Source organism: Pseudomonas sp. FW305-3-2-15-E-TSA4 (assembly GCF_058787295.1).
Genome location: NZ_JBYSZP010000024.1, coordinates 48024 through 71721, shown reverse-complemented (window position 1 = coordinate 71721; position 23698 = coordinate 48024). Strand labels below are relative to the sequence as shown.

Sequence of the window (23698 nt, the reverse complement as noted above, 5' to 3'; positions counted from 1 at the left end):
GAAATACAAAACGCCCGATGCGGTGCATCGGGCGTTTTGAGACTGAAACAGGTGTAAACCTATTTCAGGACTAGACATGTTCATTTTCTCAATGAGCCAATGCAATCAAAACATGAACCGGGTCGCTATGAATGGCCTTGAGCAAAGCTTTTGCCGGCCCGGTTGGCTCGCGACGACCCTGTTCCCAATTTCGTAGAGTGCCGAGTTGGACGTCGATCAGTGCCGCAAATTTGGCCTGGGTCAAACCGGTAGCTTTACGAATTTCTTTGACCTGCAATGCATCAACGTGGAGTTCGCGAGAAGGTGTGCGCTCGCCTCGTACGATCTCGTCCATCTCTTGCACACTTTCCATCAGCTCATCAAAAAATTTGCTCATGGTCATCTCCATTTTTCGATCAAGACCTTGAGTGCTTTACGCTCATCGCTGGACAGATCGTGTTGTTCATTTTTAGGGTAGATCATCAATAACCCGATTTGTGACGCCGAAACGAATTTGAGTAGATCACTGGTAAGTGATCGTTCTCATGTCGAACATGGGAACGATCTGATCACTCAACCTCAGACTGGAGCTTTCCAGTTGAGCATTCGTTGTTGGGCGACCTGCAACAGGTCAAAGCCGTCTTTGGTCAGCAGGTAAAGAGCGTGAGTGATGTGGGGGATATCTTCGATGTCGGCTTGTTTGAAGCTGAGGCAGTAGAGGGTTTTCAGCAGATCGCTGGAGGCGCGCAGGCGCTGGACGGCGCATTCGAGGATGTCTTGCGGATTGGCCTCTGTGTCGATGATCAGGGGCTTGGTGTCGGTGAGATTGGATTCGAGTGAGTAGTAGCGATCAGCGGCTAATTGATTCCATGTTTTCATTTGGTTGATCCTCAAATAAACACAGCCACCATAAACTGCAGGCAATTGAGTGCCGGCAGCATACAGCGGACGCGTATGCACGATCCATTCAGGTGACCAAGCCCGAGCCGCTGATTTGCCAGCGACAGCCACGACTATAGATTTGTGCCCTCAAGCCGCGATAGGCGACAAAGAGTCGTGGCGTGTAGGAACGGGATGAAGATTTCATCGGACGTTCCTACCGGTCTTTCATCGTTTTTCAACGCAAATGCTGATACGCCGAAATATCCAGCAAACTGGTTGCCAGGCCGGTCGCCGGCTTGTAGATCTCGCCTTTCACGCTGCTGAACGGCACACCTTTACTGCCCAGCGAAACGTAGCGTTCGCCTTGGTCCAGTTCGGTGAAATAGGTGTAGGAATGTTTGTGCATCAGTTTGTATTTGGTCTCATCGCGTACGATGCCGTTGGTGAGGTTTTCCAGATCGGCCTGGGTCAGATTCAACGTTTTTTGCAGTTGCACGCCCCAGCGTTTGAGGCAGGTTTCGGCGAGGTGGCGCACGATGCGTCCGGGCTCGGACAGCGCTTTCAGATCACTGGCGCCGGTCGGGACGCCGCCGCTGCTGGTGGCATTGCCGGCCATGGTGGCGTGGCGGCCAGCCATAGGATAGATGTAGGTTTTAGTGCCGGTAGCGGTCTGTGGGATGACGCAGCTGAAACCTTTTGAGCGTTCGTCACGAGCATAGAACGCTACATACTCTTTGACATTGCCCGCGAGTTTGACGCGCTCTTCCTGAAAGTTACCAATGCCTGGCACGGGATCAAGCGCAAAGATATTGACCGGGATGTTTTTCAGCAGACTGTCCTTGAACATTGCATTGGCCAACATATGGCAACTGATGCCGCCCCGGCTCCAACCGACGAGATTGACTTGAGTCGGAATAACACCATCCTTGCGGTGGGTTTTGATGATTCCTTCCTGTAATTGCTGCTGGGTAATGCTGCGATTGCCGTAATTATATTTGCGCCAGAACCAGGAACCCTCGGCTTTTACATCTTCGATCGGAATGCCGGCAGCTTTCAGGCGATTGTATTCGGCTTCAGTCAGTTGCTCGCGTTGCCAGTCGCACTTGCCCTTGATGATGTTGAGCGCGTGCAACACGTTTTCTTCCCAGCCCTTGCCGAACAAGGTGCCGCTCATGCCGTATTCCTTGGTCTTGGTGAATAGATCATCGGCCTGCAGGTTGCCGCTGCCGGGGCCGTCCACCACGATCCACTCGGCAAACTCGTGGCCCAAATGATTGGAAGCCAAGGTGGAAATCAGTTCGCCGTTCCAGAAGTTTTCGTGGGTGGTATCAAACTTGTTGGAGCCTGTGCCGCAGAAAAATATGGTTAAAACAGTCATTGTGTTGCTCTCGGTGAAAGTAAGAGTCAACAACTTAGGTCTTTTTTGGCTGTTTATTAAAGCATTCTGTTGTTTCTGGATTTTAGTTGTTTTCAGTGTCGGTCTGTTGTTGGGGTTTATGTTTTGCTACTTCGAGCAAGTCACAGCCATCCTGCACTAGTAAATAAAGAGCATTGACGATGTTAGGTATATCTTTCACGTCGGCCTGTTTGAAACATAAACAGTAAAGGGTTTCCAGCAGATCGCTGGCGGCACGCAGTCGCTGGTCAGCGGCATCAAGCAGATCGCGATGGCTGGAGTGAGTATCGATGACCAATACGGGATTTTCGTTGTAACAAGTCTTCAAAGGGCGATAGCGGGTAATCATGGTGAGGCTTGTCCTTTACAAAGGCACTCGGGCGGGGCTGATTCAGTGGTCAGTCGCGCCGGCCACTATAGAAGTGCGTGGCGAGCACTCACAAGAGCGCCGCAATGGACGCCGTTCGTAGGGGATTTTCCGAGGGCCGGGCATATGCCCTACAAGGTTTTGCGGTTTTTTCGGGGTGAAACCCCTAGCGCAGAAATTTCCCACAGGATTCTCAGGCGTTTCTTGGCAAATCTATGTATGGTGCGCGCCAGAATCTGTAGGACGTTTCCAAACGTCCGATACGCGCTTAAAGGGAATTGAGTATGCAGTGGCTACGTATGGCCTCGATTTTATTGCTGTGGGCCAGTGGTTGCCGTTTGGCCATGGCGTCTGGTGTCGGCAACAGCTGGACGTTTGCCGACCTCGAACGCACCGGTTGGCCCGATGCGCTCTCCAGCCAGACTGGCATCGATACCGCCTCGCGCGCCGAGGTGTTGATGTTCGGCAGGGCCTTGCTCGCCAGTGAAGCGCTGGACGAGGCAGGGCTGGAGCAGCGACTGGGTGTGCCGCATGTGCAGCTCAAGTCGATCAGGCAGGTGCGTGACGGTCTGTGGGATCGTTTGCTGAGCACCTATCGCAACGCCAGCGTTGACTGTGACGGGCAGCCGTTCTGCCCGCGCGTGCGCAGTGTTGCGGAACTGCGGCAATTGGCGGCGGCCTTCACCGGTGACATCAGCCCGGCTCATGCGTTGTGGGCGAGCAAGAGCCAAGGCGTGCATGAGCAGGTGTTGAACGAGCAACTGCGAGTGGCGGTTTTGCGGCCCTGAACGGGTAAGGTTGTATCGCTGTTTTGTGCCCCTTCGCGAGCAGGCTCGCTCCTGCAGTGGACCGAGTTGTCTGCGCTATTGGCTGTATCATCCCGTATTGAATTGACCCCGGCCTTTTCTCGACTCGCTGCGATCGCCCGCTAGGCTGTTGGCATCACAGCGGTCAACGGAGTGACAGCGCATGCACAACACCCTGGAACAGGTTTTCGGTTATCCACAGTTTCGACCCGGGCAGGAAGCCGCGATCAGCGCGGTACTGGCCGGGCGCTCGGCGGCAGCGATTTTCCCCACCGGGTCTGGCAAGTCGCTGTGCTATCAAGTACCGGCACTGTTGCTGCCACATCTGACCCTGGTGGTCTCGCCACTGTTGGCGTTGATGCAGGATCAACTGGCATTCCTCAAGCGTCACGGCATCAGTGCCGGCAGCATCGATTCGGCACAAAGCCGCGATGACGCCAATGATGTGATGGCCCGCGCCCGTTCGGGTGAATTGAAGATCCTGATGATCTCGGTGGAGCGCCTGAAGAACGAGCGTTTTCGCAATTTTTTGCAGCAGGTGCCGATCTCGCTGCTGGTGATTGACGAGGCGCACTGCATCTCGGAGTGGGGCCACAACTTCCGCCCCGACTACCTGAAGCTGCCGGACTATCAATGCCAGTTCAACATCCCGCAAACGCTGCTGCTGACCGCCACGGCGACGCCGAAGGTCATCGCCGACATGCAAGCCAAATTCGCCATCGCTGCCGAAGATGTTGTGACCACCGGTTTCTATCGCCCAAACCTCAATCTGCTGGTGGAACCGGTGCGTGGCCAGGACAAGCGCCGGCGGCTGGTGGAGTGGATGAGCGAGCGCGCGAGCCAGCCGAGCATCGTCTACGTCACGCTGCAGAAAACCGCCGAGCACATCGCCGAACATCTGGGGCGCAACGGCATACAGGCCGAGGCTTATCACGCCGGGTTGCCCAACGATCAGCGCGAGGCGATCCAGAAGCGCTTCATGGCCGGGCAGTCCAATTGCATAGTCGCAACCATTGCCTTTGGTATGGGCATCGACAAGAGCGATATCCGCAACGTGGTGCATTTCGACCTGCCGAAATCCATCGAGAACTACAGTCAGGAAATCGGTCGCGCCGGGCGGGACGGACAGCCGTCGGATTGCCTGGTGCTGGCCAACCGCGACAGCCTCAACGTGCTGGAAAATTTCGTCTACGGCGATACCCCGGAGCGCGAGGGGATACGTTGTGTGCTGGAGGAAATGCAGGCTGCCGCAGCTGAAGGGCAGTGGGAATTTCTGCTCGGGCCGTTGGCGGATCAGAGCAACATTCGCACGCTGCCGCTGAAGACGTTGTTGGTGCAAATGGAGCTGCGCGGCCTGATCGCGCCGCGCTATGCCTATTATGCCGAGTACCGTTTCAAATACCTGCTGGAGCCGGAAGCGTTGCTTGAGCGTTTCGAGGGAGAGCGCAGGGAGTTTGTCGCGGCCATCATTCACACCTCCAGCCGCGCACGTACCTGGGCCACGGTGAATTTCGAAGCGATGTACACGCAGTATTCGGCTGAGCGCAATCGGGTGGTGACAGCGCTGGATTATTTTCAGGAGAAGGGCTGGGTCGAGCTTGAGAGCAAGCAGATGACCGAGGTCTACAACGTGCTGCACAGCGATTTCGACAGCGCTGTGCTGAGCGCCGAGTTGCACGAGTACTTCACCCGGCATGAACAGACTGAAGTCGCGCGGATTCACGCCATGCTCGAACTGTTCGCCACTGAGCGCTGCCTGGGTTATCGCCTGGCCGAGTACTTCGGCGACCACAATGCGCCCGAGCACTGCGGGCACTGTTCGGTGTGCCACGGTGATGTCGCGCGGCTTCCGGCACCTCCCGAGTTGCCAGCCCTTGTGAATAAAAATTTTGCGGCGTTGTGCGGTGATTTTATCCACAGGCACGAACAGCACACCGGCCATGTGCCGACGGCGGAGCGCCTGACGCGTTTTCTGTGCGGGATCAGCGTGCCGCTGTTTACCAAGTTGAAGGCTCGGACGATCTCGGGGTATGCGGCGCTGGAGCAGTATCCGTACGCGCAAGTCCGCAGTTGGGCTGACAATCATCTGCTCGAGTAAATACAAACCCTGTGGGAGCGTGTGATGCCATGGCGGCCTGTATCCATGCGCTGAATGTCGCTCATCACGGTAATAAACTTCAAAAACGCCCGGTGCCTGACTATGGTGAAGGCTGTCTTCGGATCGCCAACAAGAGAACAACATGAGCCAGACATCCTTCGATATTCAGCAAGCTGCCGTGATCGGCGCGGGCACCATGGGCCGCGGTATTGTCATGTGCCTGGCCAATGCCGGCATCGCCGTGCAGTGGGTCGATAACAATCCACAGATGCTCGAACAGGCGCTGGGCACCGTGGCGCAGACTTATGCACACAACGTGCGCCAGGGCCGGATCGATCAGGTCGAAGCGGATGCACGTCTTGCCCGGATCAGCGCGGCGGCGGATTACCCGGCAATCCGTAATGTCGATCTGGTGATCGAAGCGGTGTACGAAAACCTCGCGCTCAAGCAGAAGATCTTTCGCGAACTGGATGGCCTGCTCAAGCCTGAGGCGTTGTTGGCGAGCAACACCTCGGCACTGGATATTGATGCGATTGCCGCTGCAACAAAACGTCCATCGCAAGTGCTCGGTCTGCATTTCTTCAGCCCCGCGCACATCATGAAACTGCTGGAAATTGTACGTGGCGCGCAGACGTCGCCAGCCGCACTGGAAGCGGCACTGGTGCTGGGCAAACGCATGGGCAAGGTCAGTGTGGTGTCGGGCAATTGCCACGGTTTTATCGGCAACCGGATGTTGCATCCGTATGTGCTGGAGGCGCGCAAGATGCTGCTCGAGGGCGCTTATCCACAGCAGGTCGATACGGTTTTGCAGGGCTTCGGTTTCGCCATGGGGCCGTTTCGCATGTACGACGTGGTCGGCATTGATCTGGAATGGCGCGCCCGCGAACTGGCCGGCAAGGGGCAGGATGCGCCGGAGGTTCAGGTGGATAATCGCTTGTGCGAGATGGGCCGCTTCGGGCAGAAATCCGGCAACGGTTACTACCACTACGAGCCGGGCAGTCGTCAGGCAGAGCATGATCCCGAGGTCGATGCGCTGATATTGAGCGTCAGCGAAGGCCTCGGCTTTCAGCGCCGGGAGATTGGGTCCGAGGAAATCCTCGAGCGGTGTCTTCTGGCGCTGGTCAACGAGGGCGCGAAAATTCTGCAGGAAGGCATTGCCGAATCGGCGCATGACATCGATCAGGTGTACCTCAATGGCTACGGCTTCCCGGGGGACAGAGGCGGCCCGATGGCCTGGGCGGACGATCAGGGGCTGGCGGACATTCACAAGCGCTTGCTGGCGCTGGAGACGCGACAGGGCGATCAATGGCGGCCGGCGCCACTGATTGGCGAGCTGGCGGCGCGAGGCAAAGGTTTTTACCTTTAGACTGGACAGATAACTCAAGGAGTCGATACCGATGTCCAGCACCATGGCGCAACGCGCCGATTACCCGCATTTCCAGCCGATCACCACCCGCTGGCACGACAACGATGCTTATGGCCACATCAACAACGTCACCTACTACAGCTTTTTCGATACTGCCGTGAACACTTACCTGATTCAGGTCGGTGGCCTGGATATCCACGACGGCGAGGTAGTGGGTTTTGTCGTGAGTTCATCTTGCGATTATTTCGCCTCGATCGCGTTCCCGGACCTGATCGAGATCGGTCTGCGGGTCGGCAAGCTGGGTAACAGTTCAGTGCAATACGAACTGGCGGTGTTCAAGGTCGGTGAAAGCGAGGCATGTGCAGCGGGGCGTTTTGTCCATGTGTTCGTGGATCGGGCGAGCAATCAGCCGGTGCCGATTCCAGGCAGATTGCGTGACGCGCTGGAGCGTCTGGTGGTTTGAACCAGAGCAAAAAAAATCGCAGCCCTTGGGCTGCGATTTTTGCTTTCGCGCTTAACGCAACGGATTAGTCGCGATAGTAGCGGTGATGCTTGCGGTGGCCATAAGCGTGGCCACGGCCAGGGTGACGGTCGCGATAGTAGCGACGGTCGTCACGGCCGCGATCGTAATGACGACCCTCGTCATTGCTCTGGTTACCCATGTAGTTGCCCAGCGCGCCACCGGCTCCGCCACCTGCTGCGGCACCGATCAGGCTGCCGGTGGTACCGCCCATGCTGCGGCCGACCACGTTACCGCCGGCTGCGCCCAACGCACCGCCAATGGCCGCTTCGCCACGGCTGTGTTTGTTGGCGCCGACCGCGCTACCACCCGCGCCGCCCAGGGCTGCGCCAATGGTTGAACCTGTGCTGCCGCCTAAAGACTGACCGACGACCGAGCCAAGAACCCCGCCCAATGCGCCGCCCACACCTGCTTCGGTGGTGCCTCCGGCAGAAGCGAAGCCACTGACCAGGCCAAGGGACAACAAGAGAATCGAGGAGAACTTCATAGAGGAGCCTCAAAGGGATGACGGCGCCGATCCTGAGGCTGTGTAACAAGGCTGACAATCGAAATCCGACGAATAACACGACTTGTATACAATTATGCAAGTTGCTGTTTTGTATGCGGAACTTAAGCGAATTTCGCCGGTCTTTAGCTACTTCGGACAGGCCGCTTTTGTGAAAAAGCGGCCTTTTTTGTGGGCGTTGGAAGGGTGCAGGGTACAAAGATTTTTGTTGAATGTGCCACCGCTTTCGCGAGCAAGCCCGCTCCCACATCTGAAATGCATTCCAATGTGGGGGCGGGCTTGCTCACGAAGGGGTCAGTCCAGGCAACGCTTTACGCAGATTTGGCCATGATCAACCCAGTCTCGCTTGCAGCCTCCAGCCGGATCGCAATGAACTTCGACGTCGGCGTATGGCTGCCATCCCCGGTGCTTTCCAGCGGCACCAGCGGATTCACTTCCGGGTAATAAGCCGCGGCCTGCCCCGCCGGAATATCAAACGCCAGCAAGGTAAAGCCCTTCACCCGACGCTCACGGCCATCGTCCCAGATCGACACGATGTCGGCCTTCTGTCCCGGGCGGAAGCCCAGACGAATGATGTCGGCCTCGTTGGCGAACAACACATCGCGCTGGCCCTTGACCCCACGGTAACGGTCGTCGAGACCATAAATGGTGGTGTTGTACTGGTCGTGGGAGCGCATCGATTGCAGGATCAGATCCGGCAGTTGCCCGGTGGCGCGGGTACGCTCGTGCACCAGATCCTTGGGCAGCAGGTTCGCGCGGAAATTGGCCCGGCCCGACGGGGTGTTCCACTTGCGTGCACCGGCACTGTTGCCGAGGTAGAAACCGCCCGGGTTCTTGACCTTCTCGTTGAAGTCCTTGAAGCCCGGAATGGTATCGGCGATCAGGTCGCGGATGCGCCGGTAATCGGCCACCAACCAGTTCCAGTCCACCGGTTTGCTGCCCAGCGTGGCGGCGGCGATGCCGGCGATGATCGCCGGTTCCGAGCGCATCTGGTTCGACAGCGGCTGCAGCTGGCCATTGGAGGCATGGACCATGCTGAACGAGTCCTCCACGGTGACCGCTTGCGGGCCTTCGGCCTGGATATCGATATCGGTTCGACCCAGGCACGGCAGGATCAGTGCGTCTTTACCGTGGGCCAGATGGCTGCGGTTGAGCTTGGTGCTGATCTGCACAGTCAGGTCGCAATTGCTCAGCGCCGCGAAGGTACGCGGGCTGTCCGGCGTGGCCTGGGCAAAGTTGCCGCCCAGACCGATGAAAACCTTGGCGCGGCCCTCGGCCATGGCGTGGATCGCCTCGACCACGTTGTGCCCGTTGTCACGCGGCACCTTGAACTGGAAGCGCCGCTCAAGTGAATCGAGGAACGCCACCGGTGGACGCTCGTTGATGCCCATGGTGCGGTCGCCCTGCACGTTGCTGTGACCGCGCACTGGACACAGGCCGGCGCCGGGTTTGCCGACGTTGCCGCGCAGCAACATCAGGTTGGCGATTTCCTGGATAGTCGGCACCGAATGGCGATGCTGAGTGATACCCATCGCCCAGCACATGATGACGTTCTTGCCTTTGGCGTACATGCGCGCCGCTTGCTCGATCTCCACCAGAGTCAGGCCGGACTGCGCGACGATCTGCTCCCACGGCGTGTCATCGACCACGCCCAGATACTCCAACACGTTGGTGCTGTGCGCATTGAGGAAGTCGTGATCGAACACCGCAGGTTCACCGGCCTTCTGCGCATCGCGTTCCCACTGCAAGAGGAACTTGGCCATGCCGCGCAGCACCGCCATGTCGCCGCCCAGTGCCGGACGGAAGTACGCGGTGTTGGTCGGTTTGTCGCCATTGGTGAGCATTTCCAGCGGGTGCTGTGGATGCTGGAAACGTTCCAGACCGCGCTCTTTCAGCGGGTTGATGCACACCACTTGTGCGCCACGCTTCACGGCTTCGCGCAACGGTTCGAGCATCCGTGGGTGGTTGGTGCCGGGGTTCTGGCCCCAGACGAAAATCGCATCGGCGTGTTCGAAGTCGTCGAAGGTGACCGTGCCTTTACCGACGCCAACGCTCTGCGCCAACGCCACACCGCTGGCCTCGTGGCACATGTTCGAGCAGTCCGGGAAGTTGTTGGTGCCGTAGGCGCGCACGAACAGCTGATACAGGTACGCCGCTTCGTTGCTGGCACGGCCCGAGGTGTAGAACTCGGCTTGATCCGGACTCGACAGCGCTTGCAGGTGTTTGCCGATCATTGCAAAGGCATCGTCCCAGGCGATGGGTTTGTAGCGGTCGGTCTCGGCGTCGTAGACCATCGGCTCGGTCAGGCGGCCCTGGTATTCAAGCCAGTAGTCGCTTTGCTCCAGCAACGACGTGACGCTGTGTTTGGCGAAGAATTTGCTGTCCACCCGACGCTTGGTCGCTTCCCAGTTCACCGCTTTGGCGCCGTTTTCGCAGAACTTGACCATGCCGCTTTCCGGCGAATCGCCCCAGGCGCAGCCCGGGCAGTCGAAACCGCCGTTCTGGTTGGTCTTGAGCATCATGCGCAGGTTTTTCAGCGCGTTGTCGCTGGTCAACCAGGCCTGGGCCACACTGATCAGGGCACCCCAGCCGCCGGCTGCACCTTTGTAAGGTTTGTAGCGCGGGACAGGTTTCTGGTCGGCTTGATGATGTTGGCTCACGCTTGATTCTCCATCGCTGGGCTGTAGACCCGCGGCGCATTCTTCTGCGGCAGGTGGATGAGATTGAGGTTGTGGCGACGGGCCCATTGCACGGCAAGGCCCGTGGGCGCGGACAGGCTGACCAGAGTCTGGATGCCGGCGCGTAAAACTTTCTGGATCAATTCGAGACTGCAACGGCTGGTGACAATCGCCAGGCCGCCTTCTGTGGAAATCTTCTGGCGGATCAGCCCGCCAATCAGTTTGTCGAGGGCGTTGTGCCGGCCGATGTCTTCACGGCCCAGCAGCAATTCACCGCTGGCGTTCATGAACACCGCCGCGTGTACCGCGCCGCAGTGCTGACCGAGCGGCTGGAACGCGCCGATGCGCTGGCGCAGACCGTCGAGCCATGCGGCGGGCGGCAACGGTGCGCCGGGCAACACTTTGAGGTCAGGCAAGGCCTGTTCCACCGCCTCGACGCCGCACAGCCCGCAACCGCTGGTGCCGGCCAGTTGTCGGCGCTGTTGCTTGAGGTTCCAGAACGCGCGGTTGGCGATGGTCACCTGCGCGTATTGCGCCGAGCCCGCGCCGGTCAGTTGCAGGTCATAAATGTCGCTGGCGTCTTCGATGATGCCGCTGCCAAGGCTGAAACCGACGATGAAGTCTTCCAGATCGGTCGGCGTCACCAGCATCACCGCCTGACTGATGCCGTTGTAGGCGATCGCCAACGCAACTTCCTCGGCGAGCGCGGTGCTGGCCGATTCCACAAGGGGCAGATCGCTATAGCTGTAGGTCTGGCTGGCGGCGGGCGCGGGCGTTTCGAGTGCAGGCGCCGCGCAAGTTGGGCGCTTGGCGTTCATGGCATCACCGACGGATTGATCAACGCTAAGACTAGGCGCGGCAACTTGTCGCGTCTAATCGGTACTGTCGATCTATTGATAGATGGCGTCGATCAAGCGGCTGCCGGGTCATTGGTCGGCCCGGAACCGGGTTGGTCTGGTGTGGTCTAGGCTTGGACGTCTGGAATCCCAATCAAGGAGTGTGCGCTATGAGTCTGTTGAGCTTTGTGAAAGAAGCCGGTGAAAAGCTGATCGACCTGCTGACCCCGGGTAATGCCAATGCCAGCGAACAGTTGAAGGAACATATCAGCAAGGTCGGGTTGGGCAACCCGAATGTTCAGGCAACCGTGGACGGCGACAAGGTGACGGTCACCGGTGAAGTTGCAAGTCAGGAGGAGAAGGAAAAAATTCTGCTGGCGGTGGGTAACATCGAAGGCGTGGGCAGTGTTGATGATCAGATCACCGTGACCGGGCCGGTTGTGGCTGCCGCACGTTTTGTCGTGGTGAAAAAAGGCGACACCCTCAGTGCGATTTCCCTCGCGGTGTATGGCAACGCCAATCAGTACAACAAGATCTTTGAGGCCAACAAACCAATGCTCAAGGATGTAAACAAAATCTACCCGGGCCAAACCCTGCGTATCCCGGAATAACTCACAACTCCTGTAGGAGCTGCCGAAGGCTGCGATCTGTTGATCTTGCTTCTTAAAATCAAAGATCGCAGCCTTCGGCAGCTCCTACAGGAAATCAGAGACCCCGCATCAAATCGCGGTAGTCTTCAACCGCCGCAAACTCAGCCGTGTCCTTCGGCCCCTTGCGGCTATCCGGCTCTTTCACCGCCAACAAATGCGTCACACCAAATTCCCGCGCACTACGCAGAATCGGCAACGTATCGTCGATGAACAGACTGCGTGCCGGATCAAAATCGATATCCGCCTGCAAGGCATCCCAGAACTGCGGACTCTCTTTGGGGAAACCGTAATCGTGCGAGCTGATCAGCCGTTCGAAATACGGCGCCAGTTCGATCCGCTCCAGTTTCAGTGAGAGCGAATCGCGGTGGGCGTTGGTGATCATGATCACCCGTTTGCCGGCTTTTTTGATCGCCTGCAGAAAGGTGTCGGCATCCGGGCGCAGCGCGATCAGGTGCGCGGTTTCCAGTTTCAGCTCGCGCACCGAGAGCTTCAGTTCGGCACTCCAGAAATCCAGGCAGTACCACTGCAGTTGCCCGGCATGGCGCTCGAACAGCGGCTGCAACTCCATGTCGGCCATGGCCCGGCTCACCCCGTGCAGTTCGGCGTAGCGTTGCGGCAGGTGTTCCAGCCAGAAATGGTTGTCGAAGTGCAGATCCAGCAACGTACCGTCCATGTCCAGCAGGACGGTATCGATGTCAGACCACGGTAAAGAAGGCATGGCAACGTCTCGAGCGGTAGAAAGATATCCGACACAAACAATCGGGAAAGCCGCGTTATAGTAGCGCGTTCACGCCAAGGAGCTTTGCATGCGCCAGAAACCCACTGTACTCGCCCGCGAGATTGTCGCCACCAGTCGTCTGTTTTGCGTCGAAGAACTGAAGCTGCGTTTTTCCAATGGCGTGGAACGCACTTACGAGCGTCTGGTCGGCAAAGGCGCGGGTTATGGCGCGGTGATGATTGTGGCGATGCTCGACAGCGAACACGCGGTGCTAGTCGAGGAATACTGCGGCGGCACTGACGAGTACGAACTGTCCCTACCCAAAGGCTTGATCGAGCCGGGTGAAGATGTGCTGGCAGCGGCCGAGCGCGAACTCAAGGAGGAGGCCGGTTTCGGCGCGCGCCAGCTGGAACATCTGACCGAGTTGTCGCTGTCGCCCGGTTACATGAGCCAGAAGATCCAGGTGGTGTTGGCCACCGATTTGTACGAGGAGCGTCTGGAGGGCGACGAGCCGGAGCCGATGCGCGTCGACAAGGTCAACCTGCGTGAACTGGCGGCGCTGGCGCAGAACCCGCAATTTACCGAAGGCCGTGCCCTGGCGGCGCTGTATCTGGCGCGTGATCTGCTGACGCAGCGCGGGTTCTTTCAGTCATGAGTGAGATGTCGATGAAGTTTTCCCATCCGTTGATGGCGCCGGTGGTTGAGCTGGCGTTGCAGGCTGGCGAGGCGATTCTGCCGTTCTGGCGCTCTGGCGTGGAGGTCACCGCCAAGTCCGATGATTCACCGGTGACCGCAGCGGACATGGCCGCGCACCATGTCATCGTCGCCGGGCTGACCGCGCTGGACTCCAGTATTCCGATTCTGTCCGAGGAAGACGCCAACATTCCGCAGAGCGTGCGCGCCGGGTGGCAGCGCTGGTGGCTGGTGGATCCGCTGGATGGCACCAAGGAGTTCATCAGCGGCAGTGAAGAATTTACCGTGAACATCGCCCTGATCGAAAACGGGCGGGTGGTGTTTGGCGTGGTGACGATGCCGACCAATGGCCGGTTCTATGTCGGCGGAGCCGGTCTCGGCGCGTGGCGTGGGGACAAAGGTGGTTCGCCGGTGGCGATTGAGGTGCGTGAGGTGCTCGCGCCCGGTGAAGCGTTCACCGTGGTGGCGAGCCGTCGGCACTCGAGTCCGGAGCAAGAGCGGCTGCTTGCCGGTCTGAGCGCCAGCCTGGGCGAGTTGCAACTGGCAAACATCGGCAGTTCGTTGAAGTTTTGTCTGTTGGCTGAAGGGGCGGCGGATTGTTATCCGCGATTGGCGCCAACTTCGCAGTGGGACACCGCGGCGGCGCAGGGCGTGCTCGAAGGTGCTGGCGGCGAAGTGTTGGATCTGCAGGGCGAAGCGTTCTGTTATCCGGCGCGGGAATCGCTGCTCAATGAGTTCTTTCTGGCGTTGCCGGCAAAGGCGGCGTGGCGTTCAAGACTGTTGGAGCTGGCTCGCTCCTGAGTCCTGCACATCGCATTGTAGTGAGGGGATTTATCCCCGATGGGCCGCGTAGCGGCCCCACTCTACGTACGACATGAATTGCGACTGCTGCGCAGTCGATCGGGGATAAATCCCCTCGCCACAAATGATCGCTGCATCACGAAGACTCAGCGGTGCAGAACGTACTGGCCGCTGAACCTCACTGCATCCTCATCGCTGCCGGCGTTGACGATCCGCGTATTAAGCGTCAACCGTGCGCGCCCATAACGCTGATACATCGCCAGAAACCTCTTCCAGACCGCCGCTTCCGGTGGCGGACAAATCGCTGTGGCATCACCGGTCACGGGCAGCGGATAGCTGATCTGTCCTTCCTGAATCACGATGTGCCCGTCTTCGATGCCTTCTTCTTTCAGGCGCAGATGCAGCCAGCCCCAACCCGCCAGCACCGCGCCGCAGTAGAGACTGCCGCCGAACATGGTGCTTTTGTGATTGACGTTCGGCTCCAGCGGCAGGTGCAGGCTCAACTGCTGCTCGTGCCAGGCGAGGACCTTGAGGCCCATCTCGCGGGTCAGGGGAATGTCGTGATGCAGCACCGATTCCAGATAGTGACTGTCGCGGCTCATTCGGCTTCGTCTCCATGGGCGTTACTGTCGGCGAAATTCAAGCCGTGCTTGCGCAGTTTGTCGTGCAGGGTCTTGCGCGGAATGCCCAGGGCTTCGGCGAGGCTGCGCACCGAACTGTGCGAGCGCGCCAGTTCGGCGGCAATCAACGACTTCTCGAAGTTCTCCACTTGCTCGCTCAGGCCGCCACTGATGACTTCCACGCTGGTGCCGCCGCTTTCGCTTCCACTGTTATCCAGCGCCAGTTCCAGACCGAGGGCGAAGCGCTCGGCAGCGTTCTGCAGTTCGCGCACATTGCCCGGCCAGGTGTGGCGCAACAGCAAGGCGCGTTGCGCCGGCTGCAGTTCATGCGGTGGCAAGCCATGTCGGGCGCTGGCTTCGTCGGCGTAATGCTGGAACAGCACCAGCGCATCTTCGCCGCGTTCGCGCAGTGGCGGAATGCGCAGCGGTGCAACGTTCAATCGATAGTACAAGTCGGCGCGAAAACGCCCTTGATCGGCAGCCTGACGCAGGTCTTCCTTGGTCGCGGCGATGACGCGGATGTCCAGCGGGATCAACTGATTGCCACCCAGACGTTCGACCACGCGCTCTTGCAGCATGCGCAGCAGTTTCACCTGCACGTCCATGCTCATGCTTTCGATTTCATCGAGGAACAGCGTGCCGCCGTTGGCGAATTCGAACTTGCCGATCCGGCGTTTCTGCGCGCCGGTAAACGCGCCTGGCTCATGCCCGAACAGCTCACTTTCGACCACCGATTCGGCCAGCGCCCCGGCGTTGATCGCCACGAACGGGCCGTTGCGCCGGCTCGACAAATCGTGCAGCGCACGGGCCACGACCTCTTTGCCAGCGCCGGTTTCACCGAGGATCAGCACGTCGGCCTTGGTCGCCGCCAGCGCGCCGATCTGCTCGCGCAGGCGCAACATTGGCGCCGAGTGGCCGACCAGGCGTGCGCTCAGTTCGTTGCGATCGCTCAGGGCCAGGCGCAGGCTGCGGTTGTCCAGCACCAGCCGGCGCAGGGCCAGGGCGCGGCGCACGCTGTCGAGCAGGGCATCGCTGGCGAACGGTTTTTCCAGAAAGTCATAGGCGCCGGCACGCATCGCCTGCACCGCCAACGGCACGTCGCCGTGGCCGGTGATCAGCAGCACCGGCAGCTCCGGATCCTGAGCGTGCAATTCGCTCAACAGCTCCAGGCCGTCCATGCCCGGCATGCGGATGTCGCTGACCACCACGCCGGGCCAGTCACGCTCCAGTTGCCCGGCCAGACCTTTGGCTTCGGACAGCGGAAGGATTTTCAGCCCGGCCAGGTCCAGGGTCTGGCCGAGGGCCTGACGCAGGTGCGGATCGTCGTCGATCAACACCACCTGAATGCGATTGTCGATGGTCATGCACTTCGATCCTCGGACGGTTGCAGGCTGACCCCGGGCGCACCGGCGCGCAGCCGCAGGGTGATCAAGGCGCCACCTTGCTTGTGGTTAGCGAACGACAGTTCACCGCCGAAGGCGCGCATCAGGGTTTCACAGATGGCCAGCCCCAGGCCAAGGCCCTGAGTGCGGGTCTTGGTGGTGTAGAAGGGCTCGCTGGCGCGGCCGAGGGCTTCCATGCAAAAGCCCGGGCCGTTGTCGCGAATGTACAGATTGACGCCCTCGGCCGTGGATTCGGCACTCAGCCACAGTTTGCGCGGCGGGCCTTTTTCGGTCAGCGCGTCGAGGGCGTTGGCCAGCAGATTGCCGAGCACCTGACGCAAACGGGTTTCCCCGGCCTCGACCCACAGCGTGGCGGCGGGCAGGTCGCGGATCAGTTCGACTTCCATGCTGCGGCGCCGTTTGGCCAGCAATGCCAGCGCATCGTCCAGCGCCGGTTGCAGGGCCACGCTTTCCGGGGCATGGCGGTCGCGGCGGGCGAAGGCACGCAGGTGGGCGATGATCGAGGCCATGCGCCCGGTCAGCTCGCTGATCAGTTTGAGGTTGCCGCGAGCATCGTCGGTGCGTTGATGATCGAGCAGCACCTCGGCGTTTTCCGCGTAACTGCGAATCGCCGCCAGCGGCTGATTAAGTTCGTGGCTGATACTTGCCGACATGGTGCCCAGCGCCGAGAGTTTGCCAGCCTGCACCAGATCGTCCTGGGCGCGCACCAGTTCCTGCTGGGCCTGTTCGCGCTCCAGCACTTCCTGCTTGAGTCGGCGGTTGAGGCCTTCCAGATCGCTGGTCCGCTCGGCCACCCGACCTTCCAGTTCACGACGGGCCTTGGCTTCAAAGGCGATGCGTTCCAGATAATGCCGACGGCGCTGCATCATCAGCCCCAGCAACAGCATCACCACCAACAGCGTGGCGCCGCCGATTGCGACCACGGTGCGCACCGGACGATCGATCAGCGTGCGCGGGGCAAGAATACTGACGCTCCAGCCGGTTTCGGCGATATCGACGGTTTGGGTCAGCCAGGCGCTGTCGCTGAGGTTCAGCGGACGTGGCTCGCGGGTCGGATAAGGCAGGATGGCGGTGATTGCCGAGCGCTCGGTGTCGCTCAAGATACGGGTCGAGCGAAAGCGCCACTCCGGGCGCGAGGTGAGAATCACCACGCCGTTGTGGTCGGTCACCAACAGTTGTTCCGGGGTTTTGCCCCACAGGCTTTCGGTGTGATCGAGGTCGACTTTGATCACCAGCACGCCGATGATTTTTTCGCCGTTGCGCACCGCCGCGGCGAAGAAATAACCGCGTTTGGCCGACGTGGTGCCGAGGCCGAAAAAGCGTCCGAGACGCCCAGCCATGGCTTCGCTGAAATACGGACGGAAAGCGAAATTGCGCCCGACAAAGCTGTCATGTTTGTCCCAGTTCGACGCCGCCAGGGTCTGGCCGCTGGTGTCCATCAGGTACATGACTTCGGCGCCAGTTTGTGCGGCAATGTTTTTCAGCAGGCGGTTGGCATTGCCCTGGGTGACGCCGTCGTCCGGCGCCCCGAGCACGGCGCGCAGGGCCGGCAGGTCGCCGAGGATCTGCGGCAATACTTCATAACGGTGCAGGGTGCCCAGCAGGTTGGCGACGTAGAGGTCGAGGGTCTGGCGGTTTTGCCCGGCCAGTTCGCTGCGGTAATAGCGCTCGGCCAGATGCTCCAGCGGCCACAGCAGCGGCGCCAGGCACAGCGCCAGCAGGGCGAGGCTGCGCCAGCGGGGTCTGCGGGGAAGGGTAGGTTTCATGAGCCGGATGCGCCTGAGTGAACAGGCGCATTATGCCTAGGCTCAGGCGAAGACGTCAGCGTCCTTGAGCAAGGCACCGACCTGATCCTTGGCCGACAGCTTCGGCGCTTCGTCCAGTTGCCAGTCGATGCCCAGAGCAGGGTCGTCCCAGCGAATGCTGCGTTCGGACGATGGATCGTAGTAGTTGGTGGTCTTGTAGAGGAATTCGGCGAATTCGCTCAGCACCACGAAACCATGGGCAAAGCCTTCCGGAACCCACAGTTGACGGTGGTTTTCAGCCGACAGTCGCACGGCAACCCACTTGCCGAAGTGCGGCGAGCTGCGACGGATGTCCACGGCTACATCGAGCACTTCACCGGCGGTCACCCGAACCAGTTTGCCCTGGGTATTTTGCAGCTGGTAATGCAGGCCGCGCAGCACGCCTTTCTGCGAGCGCGAATGGTTGTCCTGAACGAATTGAGTGTCCAGACCGGTTGCATCCTGGAACGCCTTGGCATTGAAACTCTCGTAGAAGAAGCCGCGCTCGTCACCAAATACCTTGGGTTCGATGATCAGAACACCGGGCAGATCGGTGGTGATTACATTCATGAGGTTTTTCCAGATAGGGGTGAATGGCCGACATTCTTGCGCAAAGTGCCGGCGGATGCGAGCGCTTGAATATCTCCGGTCGGGGGTTGCGCATCCACTGCAGCAATGGCGATATAGGCACCTGATAAAATCTCAGGGGTCGTCCCATGCCGCTCGCCACGTTGATTCATCGCGCCAGTTTGCCCAGCCCGCAGGTTTCTGAAGCGCAGGCACGGCAGTGGTTGGCCGAGCATTACGGGCTCAGCGGCACGCTACAGGCGCTGGGCAGTCAGCAGGACCTGAATTATCGGGTCGACAGTGAGCGTGGGCGCTTTGTCCTGAAAATCTGCCGCGGCGATTATGCACTTGTGGAGTTGCAGGCTCAGCATGCAGGCCTCAAGTACCTTGCCGAGCACTCGTCGGTGCACGTGCCCAGAGTGATCCCGGCCAGTAATGGTGAGGATCTGCTGTCGCTGGAAACCGACGGCGAGCCGGTGCACGTGCGGTTGCTGGACTACATCGAAGGTCAGCCGCTGACTCATCTTGAGCATTTGGGCCATGACGTGGTGGCCGGATTCGGTCGGTTGTGTGGCGAGATGGACCTGGCCCTGGCCGGCTTCGATCACCCGGGCCTTCAGCGCACGCTGCAATGGGACGCCCGCCACGCCAGTGCGCTGATCAGCCATCTGCTGCCGGTGATTCAGGATGAGCGCCAGCGCGCCTTGATCGCGCAAGCCGCCGAACAGGCCGAACGTCACTTGCAGCCGTTGCAGGACAAGCTGCCGGTGCAGGCGATCCACATGGACATCACCGACGATAACGCTGTCTGGCAACGCGATGCCAAGCGTCATTGGCAATTGCAGGGCGTGATCGACTTCGGTGATCTGGTCCGCACCTGGCGTATCACTGATCTGTCGGTGACCTGCGCGGCGCTGCTGCACCATGCCGGCGGTGATCCGTTTGTGATTCTGCCGGCGGTGCAGGCCTATCACGCGGTCAATCCACTGCAACATGAGGAATTACTGGCGTTGTGGCCGTTGATCGTGGCGCGGGCGGCGGTGCTGGTGCTCAGTGGCGAGCAACAGGTCAGCATCGATCCGGGTAATACCTATAGTCGCGACAACCTTGGCCACGAATGGGAAATTTTCCACGTGGCCACTTCTGTACCCCTGGCGCTGATGGAAGCGGCGATCCTCACGTCAGTCGGTCAGCGTCTGCCGACGGTCGGCAGCGAGGGTTTTGCGCCACTGTTACCAGAGCTGGTCGGGCGCGAATTTGCGCTGATCGACCTTGGCGTCCTGAGTCCGCATTTCGAGGCGGGCAACTGGGAGCAGGAGGGTATCGATCAACGACTGCTGACTGAAGCCGCTGCCACGCATGGCCTGGCTGCCAGTCGTTACGGGCAATATCGCTTGTCGCAGACGCGAGTAGACAGTGCCGTCGAACCGGAGACGTTCCCGCTGCACGTTGAGTTGCGCGTGCCGCAGGGCTCGGCGGTGGAAGCGCCGTTTGCCGGTGTGCTGCATCACGCGGCGGATGGTGTGTTGCAACTCGACGGACCGCAGCTCAGCGTGCGGCTGAGGGGCGTGAGCGCCTCGCTGCACAGCGGCGCGGCGCTGGTCAAAGGTCAGGTGCTGGGTGCGGTCGACGGTCCGTTGAAGGTACAGTTGAGCCGCGTTGCATCGCTGGATGCGCCATTGTTCTGCAGTCCTGCGCGCGCTGCAGCCTGGCAGGCCCTGTGTCCATCGCCAGCCACTTTGCTGGGTCTGGCCTGCGATGCCGAACCCGAGCTGGATGCGAAAACCTTGCTCGAACGACGCGACGCCAGTTTCGCCCGCACGCAAAAACATTATTACGTCGACCCGCCGCGCATCGAGCGTGGCTGGCGCAATCACCTGATCGACATGCAGGGCCGTTCCTATCTCGACATGCTCAACAACGTTGCAGTGCTCGGCCATGGTCATCCGCGCATGGCTCAGGTGGCGGCGCGACAGTGGTCGCTGCTCAACACCAACTCGCGCTTCAACTATGCAGCCGTGGCGCGGTTCTCCGAACGCTTGCTGAAGCTGGCGCCGGAAGGCATGGATCGGGTGTTTCTGGTCAACAGTGGCAGCGAGGCCAACGACCTGGCGATCCGTCTGGCGTGGGCCTACAGCGGCGGGCGCGACATGCTCAGCGTGCTGGAGGCTTATCACGGCTGGACGGTCGGGGCCGATTCGGTGTCGACCTCGGTTGCCGACAACCCGCGCGCGCTGGAAAGCCGCCCGGACTGGGTGCACCCGGTGACCGCGCCGAATACCTACCGTGGCGAGTTTCGCGGCCTCGATTCGGCGCCGGACTATGTGCGCAGCGTCGAAGCGCAACTGGCGCATATCGCCGCGCAGGATCGCCAATTGGCCGGTTTCATCTGTGAACCGGTGTACGGCAACGCCGGCGGGATTTCCCTGCCGCCCGGTTATCTGAAGCAGGTTTACGCATTGGTGCGGGCCCAGGGCGGGGTGTGCATCGCCGACGAAGTCCAGGTCGGTTACGGGCGCATGGGGCACTTTTTCTGGGGCTTCGAAGAGCAGGGCGTGGTGCCGGACATCATCACCATGGCCAAGGGCATGGGCAACGGCCAGCCGCTCGGCGCCGTTATTACGCGTCGGGAAATCGCCGAGGCGCTGGAAGCTGAAGGCTATTTCTTCTCGTCGGCCGGCGGCAGTCCGGTGAGCTGTCAGATCGGCATGGCAGTCCTGGATGTCATGGAAGAAGAAAAGCTCTGGGAAAACGCCCAGGTGGTCGGCGGTCACTTCAAGGCGCGGCTGGAAGCGCTGATCGATAAACATCCGCTGGTGGGCGCGGTGCATGGCTCCGGCTTCTATCTGGGGGTGGAACTGATCCGCAACCGCGAGACGCTGGAGCCGGCCACCGAGGAGACCACGTTGTTGTGCGATCGCCTGCGCGAGCTGGGAATCTTCATGCAACCGACCGGGGATGACCTGAATATTCTCAAGATCAAACCGCCGATGGTCACCTCGCGCCGCAGCGTCGACTTCTTTGTCGACATGCTGGATCGCGTGCTCGAAGAAGGTCTGTAAACGCTGCTTTTGTGGGAGCGGGCTTGCTCGCGAATACGGTTCTTCATTCAAAGTTGATATCGACGGATGTGCCGCCTTCGCGAGCAAGCCCGCTCCCACATGGGTTCAGTGCTAATTCGATTTGTATCGGTATTTAACTGTTTTTTTTAGACGAGCGTCATTTTAAAGCATTTAAAATACGATATTTATCGGTTATAAAGTCGCCATCGCTTTGCAACCCTTCGACGGTTCCCAGGAGTCCTGATCCGATGACCACTTTGAAAAGTACCCCGCGTGACGATGGCTTCTACATGCCGGCCGAGTGGGCGCCGCAGACCCAGACCTGGATGATCTGGCCTGAGCGTCCGGATAACTGGCGCCTGGGTGGCAAGCCGGCGCAGGCCGCGCACGTTGCAGTGGCCAAGGCCATCGCCCGTTTTGAACCGGTGACGGTTGCCGTGTCGGCCGGCCAGTACGAGAACGCCCGCGCGCGTCTCGACGTGCCGAATATCCGCGTGGTCGAGATGTCCAGCGATGATGCCTGGGTACGTGATACCGGCCCGACGTTCGTCATCAACAACAGCGGCGAAGTGCGCGGTGTGAACTGGGACTTCAACTCATGGGGTGGTTTTGAAGGCGGTCTGTATTCGCCGTGGAACCGTGATTCGCAGGTCGGTGGCAAGATTCTCGAAATCGAGCGCAGCCCGCGTTATCGCACCGAAGGTTTTGTGCTTGAAGGCGGTTCGATTCACGTCGACGGCGAAGGCACGCTGATCACTACTGAAGAGTGCCTGCTCAATCACAACCGCAACCCGCACCTGGGCCGCGAAGAGATCGAAGCGGTACTGCGCGACAATCTGTCTGTGGATAAGATCATCTGGCTGCCGGATGGTCTGTTCAACGACGAAACCGACGGTCATGTGGATAACTTCTGCTGCTACGTGCGCCCGGGCGAAGTGCTGCTGGCGTGGACCGACGATCCGCAGGATCCGAACTACCCGCGCTGCCAGGCGGCGATGAACGTGCTGCAAAGCAGCACCGACGCCAAGGGGCGCCCGTTCACGGTGCACAAGATGCCGATTCCGGGGCCGCTGTACGCGACCGAAGAGGAGTGCGCCGGTGTCGATCCGGTCGACGGTACGCAGGAGCGCAACCCTTCCGTGCGCCTGGCCGGTTCCTACGTGAACTTCCTGATCGTCAACGGCGGCATCATCGCGCCAAGCTTCGACGATCCGATGGACGCGCCTGCGCGGGAAATCCTGCAGAAGCTGTTCCCGCAACACGAAGTGGTGATGGTGCCGGGCCGTGAACTGTTACTGGGCGGCGGCAATATCCACTGCCTTACCCAACAACAGCCAGCCCCGCACAAAGAGTGAGTTGAGACGTAACAGCTTGAGTTGATTCATAAATCGGCCAGGCAAAGATTAGCTTGCTACACATTCAAACAAGCCCGCGGCCCTGTTGGACCGCGGGCTTGTTTGTATCCGCCTGTCGACAAATCGGAAACCTTGGCATAGCTCTTGTATCGGACAAAGTGCACTAGGGAGAGGGGGGAACTTCAACAGTTCTGTCATATACCTTGGATAACGTAGCCGCTCACGAACGGGGAGAGAGCGCTGAAATGAACGCCGAAGTGAACGTAGTCAGCGAGCGGACTTTGCATCCCATGGCCGTCAACGGCGAATCGCTCCAGATTGTCGCGCACTTTTTGAAGTCCAATGGAACGCGTCAGATCAGGGAACCTGATCCGCGCCGGATGATGATCGAGCGCTACCCCGCTGGCCTGTTCAGCGAGGCCGAACTGGAAGCGTTATGGGCTGTGATGGAAGGATAAGAAAAACAACAGGGATTGGTAAAAGCGCTGCCGGGATGGCGGCGCTTTTTTATGCACGATGGAAACCATTGCGAACATTGAACCTGTGGGAGGGGGCTTGCTCCCGAATGCGGTAAGTCAGTGACGATGATGTTGCCTGATTCGACGCCTTCGG

General features: G+C 59.9%; 22 protein-coding genes and 1 pseudogene. 10 read left to right on the top strand and 13 right to left on the bottom strand.

Annotated elements, in window-relative coordinates; genetic code table 11:
- Nucleotides 1-88 precede the first annotated feature (88 nt).
- From nadS to AC3WMV_RS26115, 5 genes and pseudogenes are all read right to left on the bottom strand, one after another.
- Entirely contained in the window at nucleotides 89-376 is a 288-nt protein-coding gene (nadS, locus tag AC3WMV_RS26135) for a NadS family protein (RefSeq protein WP_103368282.1), read from the bottom strand.
- 2 nt (nucleotides 377-378) lie between these two features.
- A pseudogene (locus tag AC3WMV_RS26130) lies at nucleotides 379-492 on the bottom strand (type II toxin-antitoxin system RelE/ParE family toxin); the annotation flags it as partial.
- Between the two features lie 66 nt (nucleotides 493-558).
- Complete coding sequence (locus AC3WMV_RS26125; protein WP_027611211.1) at nucleotides 559-858, bottom strand: hypothetical protein; 300 nt, start codon at nucleotides 856-858, stop codon at nucleotides 559-561.
- A 238-nt stretch (nucleotides 859-1096) separates the two neighbouring features.
- Nucleotides 1097-2239 (bottom strand): hypothetical protein, encoded by a 1143-nt coding sequence (locus tag AC3WMV_RS26120; RefSeq protein WP_103368283.1) that lies wholly within the window; start codon nucleotides 2237-2239, stop codon nucleotides 1097-1099.
- A gap of 82 nt (nucleotides 2240-2321) precedes the next feature.
- Nucleotides 2322-2606, bottom strand: coding sequence for a hypothetical protein (locus AC3WMV_RS26115; RefSeq protein ID WP_027611213.1), 285 nt, complete (start codon nucleotides 2604-2606; stop codon nucleotides 2322-2324).
- 302 nt (nucleotides 2607-2908) lie between these two features.
- On the opposite strand from AC3WMV_RS26115, the gene AC3WMV_RS26110 reads away from it, so the two are divergent.
- The 4 genes from AC3WMV_RS26110 (at nucleotide 2909) to AC3WMV_RS26095 (ending at nucleotide 7357) form a co-directional block, all read left to right on the top strand.
- On the top strand, nucleotides 2909-3412 hold the full coding sequence (locus tag AC3WMV_RS26110; RefSeq protein ID WP_103368284.1) for a polysaccharide deacetylase: 504 nt from the start codon (nucleotides 2909-2911) through the stop codon (nucleotides 3410-3412).
- A gap of 181 nt (nucleotides 3413-3593) precedes the next feature.
- Complete coding sequence (locus AC3WMV_RS26105) at nucleotides 3594-5528, top strand: RecQ family ATP-dependent DNA helicase (protein ID WP_103368285.1); 1935 nt, start codon at nucleotides 3594-3596, stop codon at nucleotides 5526-5528.
- A gap of 142 nt (nucleotides 5529-5670) precedes the next feature.
- Nucleotides 5671-6894: a 3-hydroxyacyl-CoA dehydrogenase gene (locus tag AC3WMV_RS26100; protein WP_103368286.1), complete on the top strand. Its 1224-nt coding sequence runs from the start codon at nucleotides 5671-5673 to the stop codon at nucleotides 6892-6894.
- Between the two features lie 31 nt (nucleotides 6895-6925).
- Nucleotides 6926-7357, top strand: a complete 432-nt coding sequence (locus AC3WMV_RS26095; protein ID WP_103368287.1) for an acyl-CoA thioesterase — start codon at nucleotides 6926-6928, stop codon at nucleotides 7355-7357.
- Between the two features lie 64 nt (nucleotides 7358-7421).
- Here the strand turns inward: AC3WMV_RS26095 and AC3WMV_RS26090 are convergent, their stop codons facing one another.
- From AC3WMV_RS26090 to fdhD, 3 genes are all read right to left on the bottom strand, one after another.
- On the bottom strand, nucleotides 7422-7901 hold the full coding sequence (locus AC3WMV_RS26090; RefSeq protein WP_027611218.1) for a glycine zipper domain-containing protein: 480 nt from the start codon (nucleotides 7899-7901) through the stop codon (nucleotides 7422-7424).
- A 329-nt stretch (nucleotides 7902-8230) separates the two neighbouring features.
- The gene (locus AC3WMV_RS26085) at nucleotides 8231-10579 is read right to left on the bottom strand and encodes an FdhF/YdeP family oxidoreductase (RefSeq protein WP_103368288.1); all 2349 of its coding nucleotides are present in this window, start codon (nucleotides 10577-10579) and stop codon (nucleotides 8231-8233) included.
- On the bottom strand, nucleotides 10576-11415 hold the full coding sequence (gene fdhD, locus AC3WMV_RS26080) for a formate dehydrogenase accessory sulfurtransferase FdhD (RefSeq protein WP_047600939.1): 840 nt from the start codon (nucleotides 11413-11415) through the stop codon (nucleotides 10576-10578). Before fdhD ends, AC3WMV_RS26085 begins: the two co-directional genes overlap by 4 nt.
- Before the next feature lie 188 nt (nucleotides 11416-11603).
- Between fdhD and lysM the strand changes: the two genes are divergently transcribed.
- Nucleotides 11604-12044 (top strand): peptidoglycan-binding protein LysM, encoded by a 441-nt coding sequence (gene lysM, locus AC3WMV_RS26075; protein WP_027611221.1) that lies wholly within the window; start codon nucleotides 11604-11606, stop codon nucleotides 12042-12044.
- Nucleotides 12045-12138: 94 nt separating this feature from the next.
- On the opposite strand, the gene yrfG is transcribed toward lysM, so the two are convergent.
- A complete protein-coding gene (gene yrfG / locus AC3WMV_RS26070) occupies nucleotides 12139-12801 on the bottom strand; it encodes a GMP/IMP nucleotidase (protein WP_027611222.1) in 663 nt (220 codons plus the stop codon).
- 88 nt (nucleotides 12802-12889) lie between these two features.
- Between yrfG and nudE the strand changes: the two genes are divergently transcribed.
- The gene (nudE, locus tag AC3WMV_RS26065; protein WP_047600934.1) at nucleotides 12890-13456 is read left to right on the top strand and encodes an ADP compounds hydrolase NudE; all 567 of its coding nucleotides are present in this window, start codon (nucleotides 12890-12892) and stop codon (nucleotides 13454-13456) included.
- Between the two features lie 5 nt (nucleotides 13457-13461).
- Complete coding sequence (gene cysQ, locus AC3WMV_RS26060; protein ID WP_097086917.1) at nucleotides 13462-14295, top strand: 3'(2'),5'-bisphosphate nucleotidase CysQ; 834 nt, start codon at nucleotides 13462-13464, stop codon at nucleotides 14293-14295.
- A 146-nt stretch (nucleotides 14296-14441) separates the two neighbouring features.
- On the opposite strand, the gene AC3WMV_RS26055 is transcribed toward cysQ, so the two are convergent.
- The 4 genes from AC3WMV_RS26055 to rfbC are packed head-to-tail and all read right to left on the bottom strand — an operon-like array spanning nucleotide 14442 to nucleotide 18672.
- Nucleotides 14442-14897 (bottom strand): YiiD C-terminal domain-containing protein, encoded by a 456-nt coding sequence (locus AC3WMV_RS26055; RefSeq protein ID WP_103368289.1) that lies wholly within the window; start codon nucleotides 14895-14897, stop codon nucleotides 14442-14444.
- Nucleotides 14894-16279: a sigma-54-dependent transcriptional regulator gene (locus AC3WMV_RS26050; RefSeq protein ID WP_103368290.1), complete on the bottom strand. Its 1386-nt coding sequence runs from the start codon at nucleotides 16277-16279 to the stop codon at nucleotides 14894-14896. Before AC3WMV_RS26050 ends, AC3WMV_RS26055 begins: the two co-directional genes overlap by 4 nt.
- Nucleotides 16276-18084 carry a sensor histidine kinase gene (locus tag AC3WMV_RS26045; RefSeq protein WP_027611227.1) on the bottom strand — a complete coding sequence of 603 codons (1809 nt, stop codon included), beginning with the start codon at nucleotides 18082-18084 and terminating at the stop codon, nucleotides 16276-16278. Before AC3WMV_RS26045 ends, AC3WMV_RS26050 begins: the two co-directional genes overlap by 4 nt.
- 42 nt (nucleotides 18085-18126) lie before the next feature.
- A complete protein-coding gene (rfbC, locus tag AC3WMV_RS26040) occupies nucleotides 18127-18672 on the bottom strand; it encodes a dTDP-4-dehydrorhamnose 3,5-epimerase (RefSeq protein ID WP_103368291.1) in 546 nt (181 codons plus the stop codon).
- A 146-nt stretch (nucleotides 18673-18818) separates the two neighbouring features.
- Between rfbC and AC3WMV_RS26035 the strand changes: the two genes are divergently transcribed.
- The 3 genes from AC3WMV_RS26035 to AC3WMV_RS26025 all read left to right on the top strand — a co-directional run bounded on the left by AC3WMV_RS26035 (nucleotide 18819) and on the right by AC3WMV_RS26025 (nucleotide 23544).
- Nucleotides 18819-21731 carry an aminotransferase gene (locus AC3WMV_RS26035; protein ID WP_103368292.1) on the top strand — a complete coding sequence of 971 codons (2913 nt, stop codon included), beginning with the start codon at nucleotides 18819-18821 and terminating at the stop codon, nucleotides 21729-21731.
- Between the two features lie 248 nt (nucleotides 21732-21979).
- Complete coding sequence (gene aguA / locus AC3WMV_RS26030) at nucleotides 21980-23086, top strand: agmatine deiminase (RefSeq protein ID WP_007961848.1); 1107 nt, start codon at nucleotides 21980-21982, stop codon at nucleotides 23084-23086.
- A gap of 245 nt (nucleotides 23087-23331) precedes the next feature.
- Nucleotides 23332-23544, top strand: coding sequence for a hypothetical protein (locus tag AC3WMV_RS26025; RefSeq protein ID WP_007961849.1), 213 nt, complete (start codon nucleotides 23332-23334; stop codon nucleotides 23542-23544).
- Nucleotides 23545-23698 lie beyond the last annotated feature (154 nt).

What these genes read in the sequence shown, in the direction of transcription:
- nadS (WP_103368282.1), bottom strand. Translation starts at nt 376, where the DNA reads ATGAGCAAATTTTTTGATGAGCTGATGGAAAGTGTGCAAGAGATGGAC.
- AC3WMV_RS26125 (WP_027611211.1), bottom strand. Translation starts at nt 858, where the DNA reads ATGAAAACATGGAATCAATTAGCCGCTGATCGCTACTACTCACTCGAA.
- AC3WMV_RS26120 (WP_103368283.1), bottom strand. Translation starts at nt 2,239, where the DNA reads ATGACTGTTTTAACCATATTTTTCTGCGGCACAGGCTCCAACAAGTTT.
- AC3WMV_RS26115 (WP_027611213.1), bottom strand. Translation starts at nt 2,606, where the DNA reads ATGATTACCCGCTATCGCCCTTTGAAGACTTGTTACAACGAAAATCCC.
- AC3WMV_RS26110 (WP_103368284.1), top strand. Translation starts at nt 2,909, where the DNA reads ATGCAGTGGCTACGTATGGCCTCGATTTTATTGCTGTGGGCCAGTGGT.
- AC3WMV_RS26105 (WP_103368285.1), top strand. Translation starts at nt 3,594, where the DNA reads ATGCACAACACCCTGGAACAGGTTTTCGGTTATCCACAGTTTCGACCC.
- AC3WMV_RS26100 (WP_103368286.1), top strand. Translation starts at nt 5,671, where the DNA reads ATGAGCCAGACATCCTTCGATATTCAGCAAGCTGCCGTGATCGGCGCG.
- AC3WMV_RS26095 (WP_103368287.1), top strand. Translation starts at nt 6,926, where the DNA reads ATGTCCAGCACCATGGCGCAACGCGCCGATTACCCGCATTTCCAGCCG.
- AC3WMV_RS26090 (WP_027611218.1), bottom strand. Translation starts at nt 7,901, where the DNA reads ATGAAGTTCTCCTCGATTCTCTTGTTGTCCCTTGGCCTGGTCAGTGGC.
- fdhD (WP_047600939.1), bottom strand. Translation starts at nt 11,415, where the DNA reads ATGAACGCCAAGCGCCCAACTTGCGCGGCGCCTGCACTCGAAACGCCC.
- lysM (WP_027611221.1), top strand. Translation starts at nt 11,604, where the DNA reads ATGAGTCTGTTGAGCTTTGTGAAAGAAGCCGGTGAAAAGCTGATCGAC.
- yrfG (WP_027611222.1), bottom strand. Translation starts at nt 12,801, where the DNA reads ATGCCTTCTTTACCGTGGTCTGACATCGATACCGTCCTGCTGGACATG.
- nudE (WP_047600934.1), top strand. Translation starts at nt 12,890, where the DNA reads ATGCGCCAGAAACCCACTGTACTCGCCCGCGAGATTGTCGCCACCAGT.
- cysQ (WP_097086917.1), top strand. Translation starts at nt 13,462, where the DNA reads ATGTCGATGAAGTTTTCCCATCCGTTGATGGCGCCGGTGGTTGAGCTG.
- AC3WMV_RS26055 (WP_103368289.1), bottom strand. Translation starts at nt 14,897, where the DNA reads ATGAGCCGCGACAGTCACTATCTGGAATCGGTGCTGCATCACGACATT.
- AC3WMV_RS26050 (WP_103368290.1), bottom strand. Translation starts at nt 16,279, where the DNA reads ATGACCATCGACAATCGCATTCAGGTGGTGTTGATCGACGACGATCCG.
- AC3WMV_RS26045 (WP_027611227.1), bottom strand. Translation starts at nt 18,084, where the DNA reads ATGAAACCTACCCTTCCCCGCAGACCCCGCTGGCGCAGCCTCGCCCTG.
- rfbC (WP_103368291.1), bottom strand. Translation starts at nt 18,672, where the DNA reads ATGAATGTAATCACCACCGATCTGCCCGGTGTTCTGATCATCGAACCC.
- AC3WMV_RS26035 (WP_103368292.1), top strand. Translation starts at nt 18,819, where the DNA reads ATGCCGCTCGCCACGTTGATTCATCGCGCCAGTTTGCCCAGCCCGCAG.
- aguA (WP_007961848.1), top strand. Translation starts at nt 21,980, where the DNA reads ATGACCACTTTGAAAAGTACCCCGCGTGACGATGGCTTCTACATGCCG.
- AC3WMV_RS26025 (WP_007961849.1), top strand. Translation starts at nt 23,332, where the DNA reads ATGAACGCCGAAGTGAACGTAGTCAGCGAGCGGACTTTGCATCCCATG.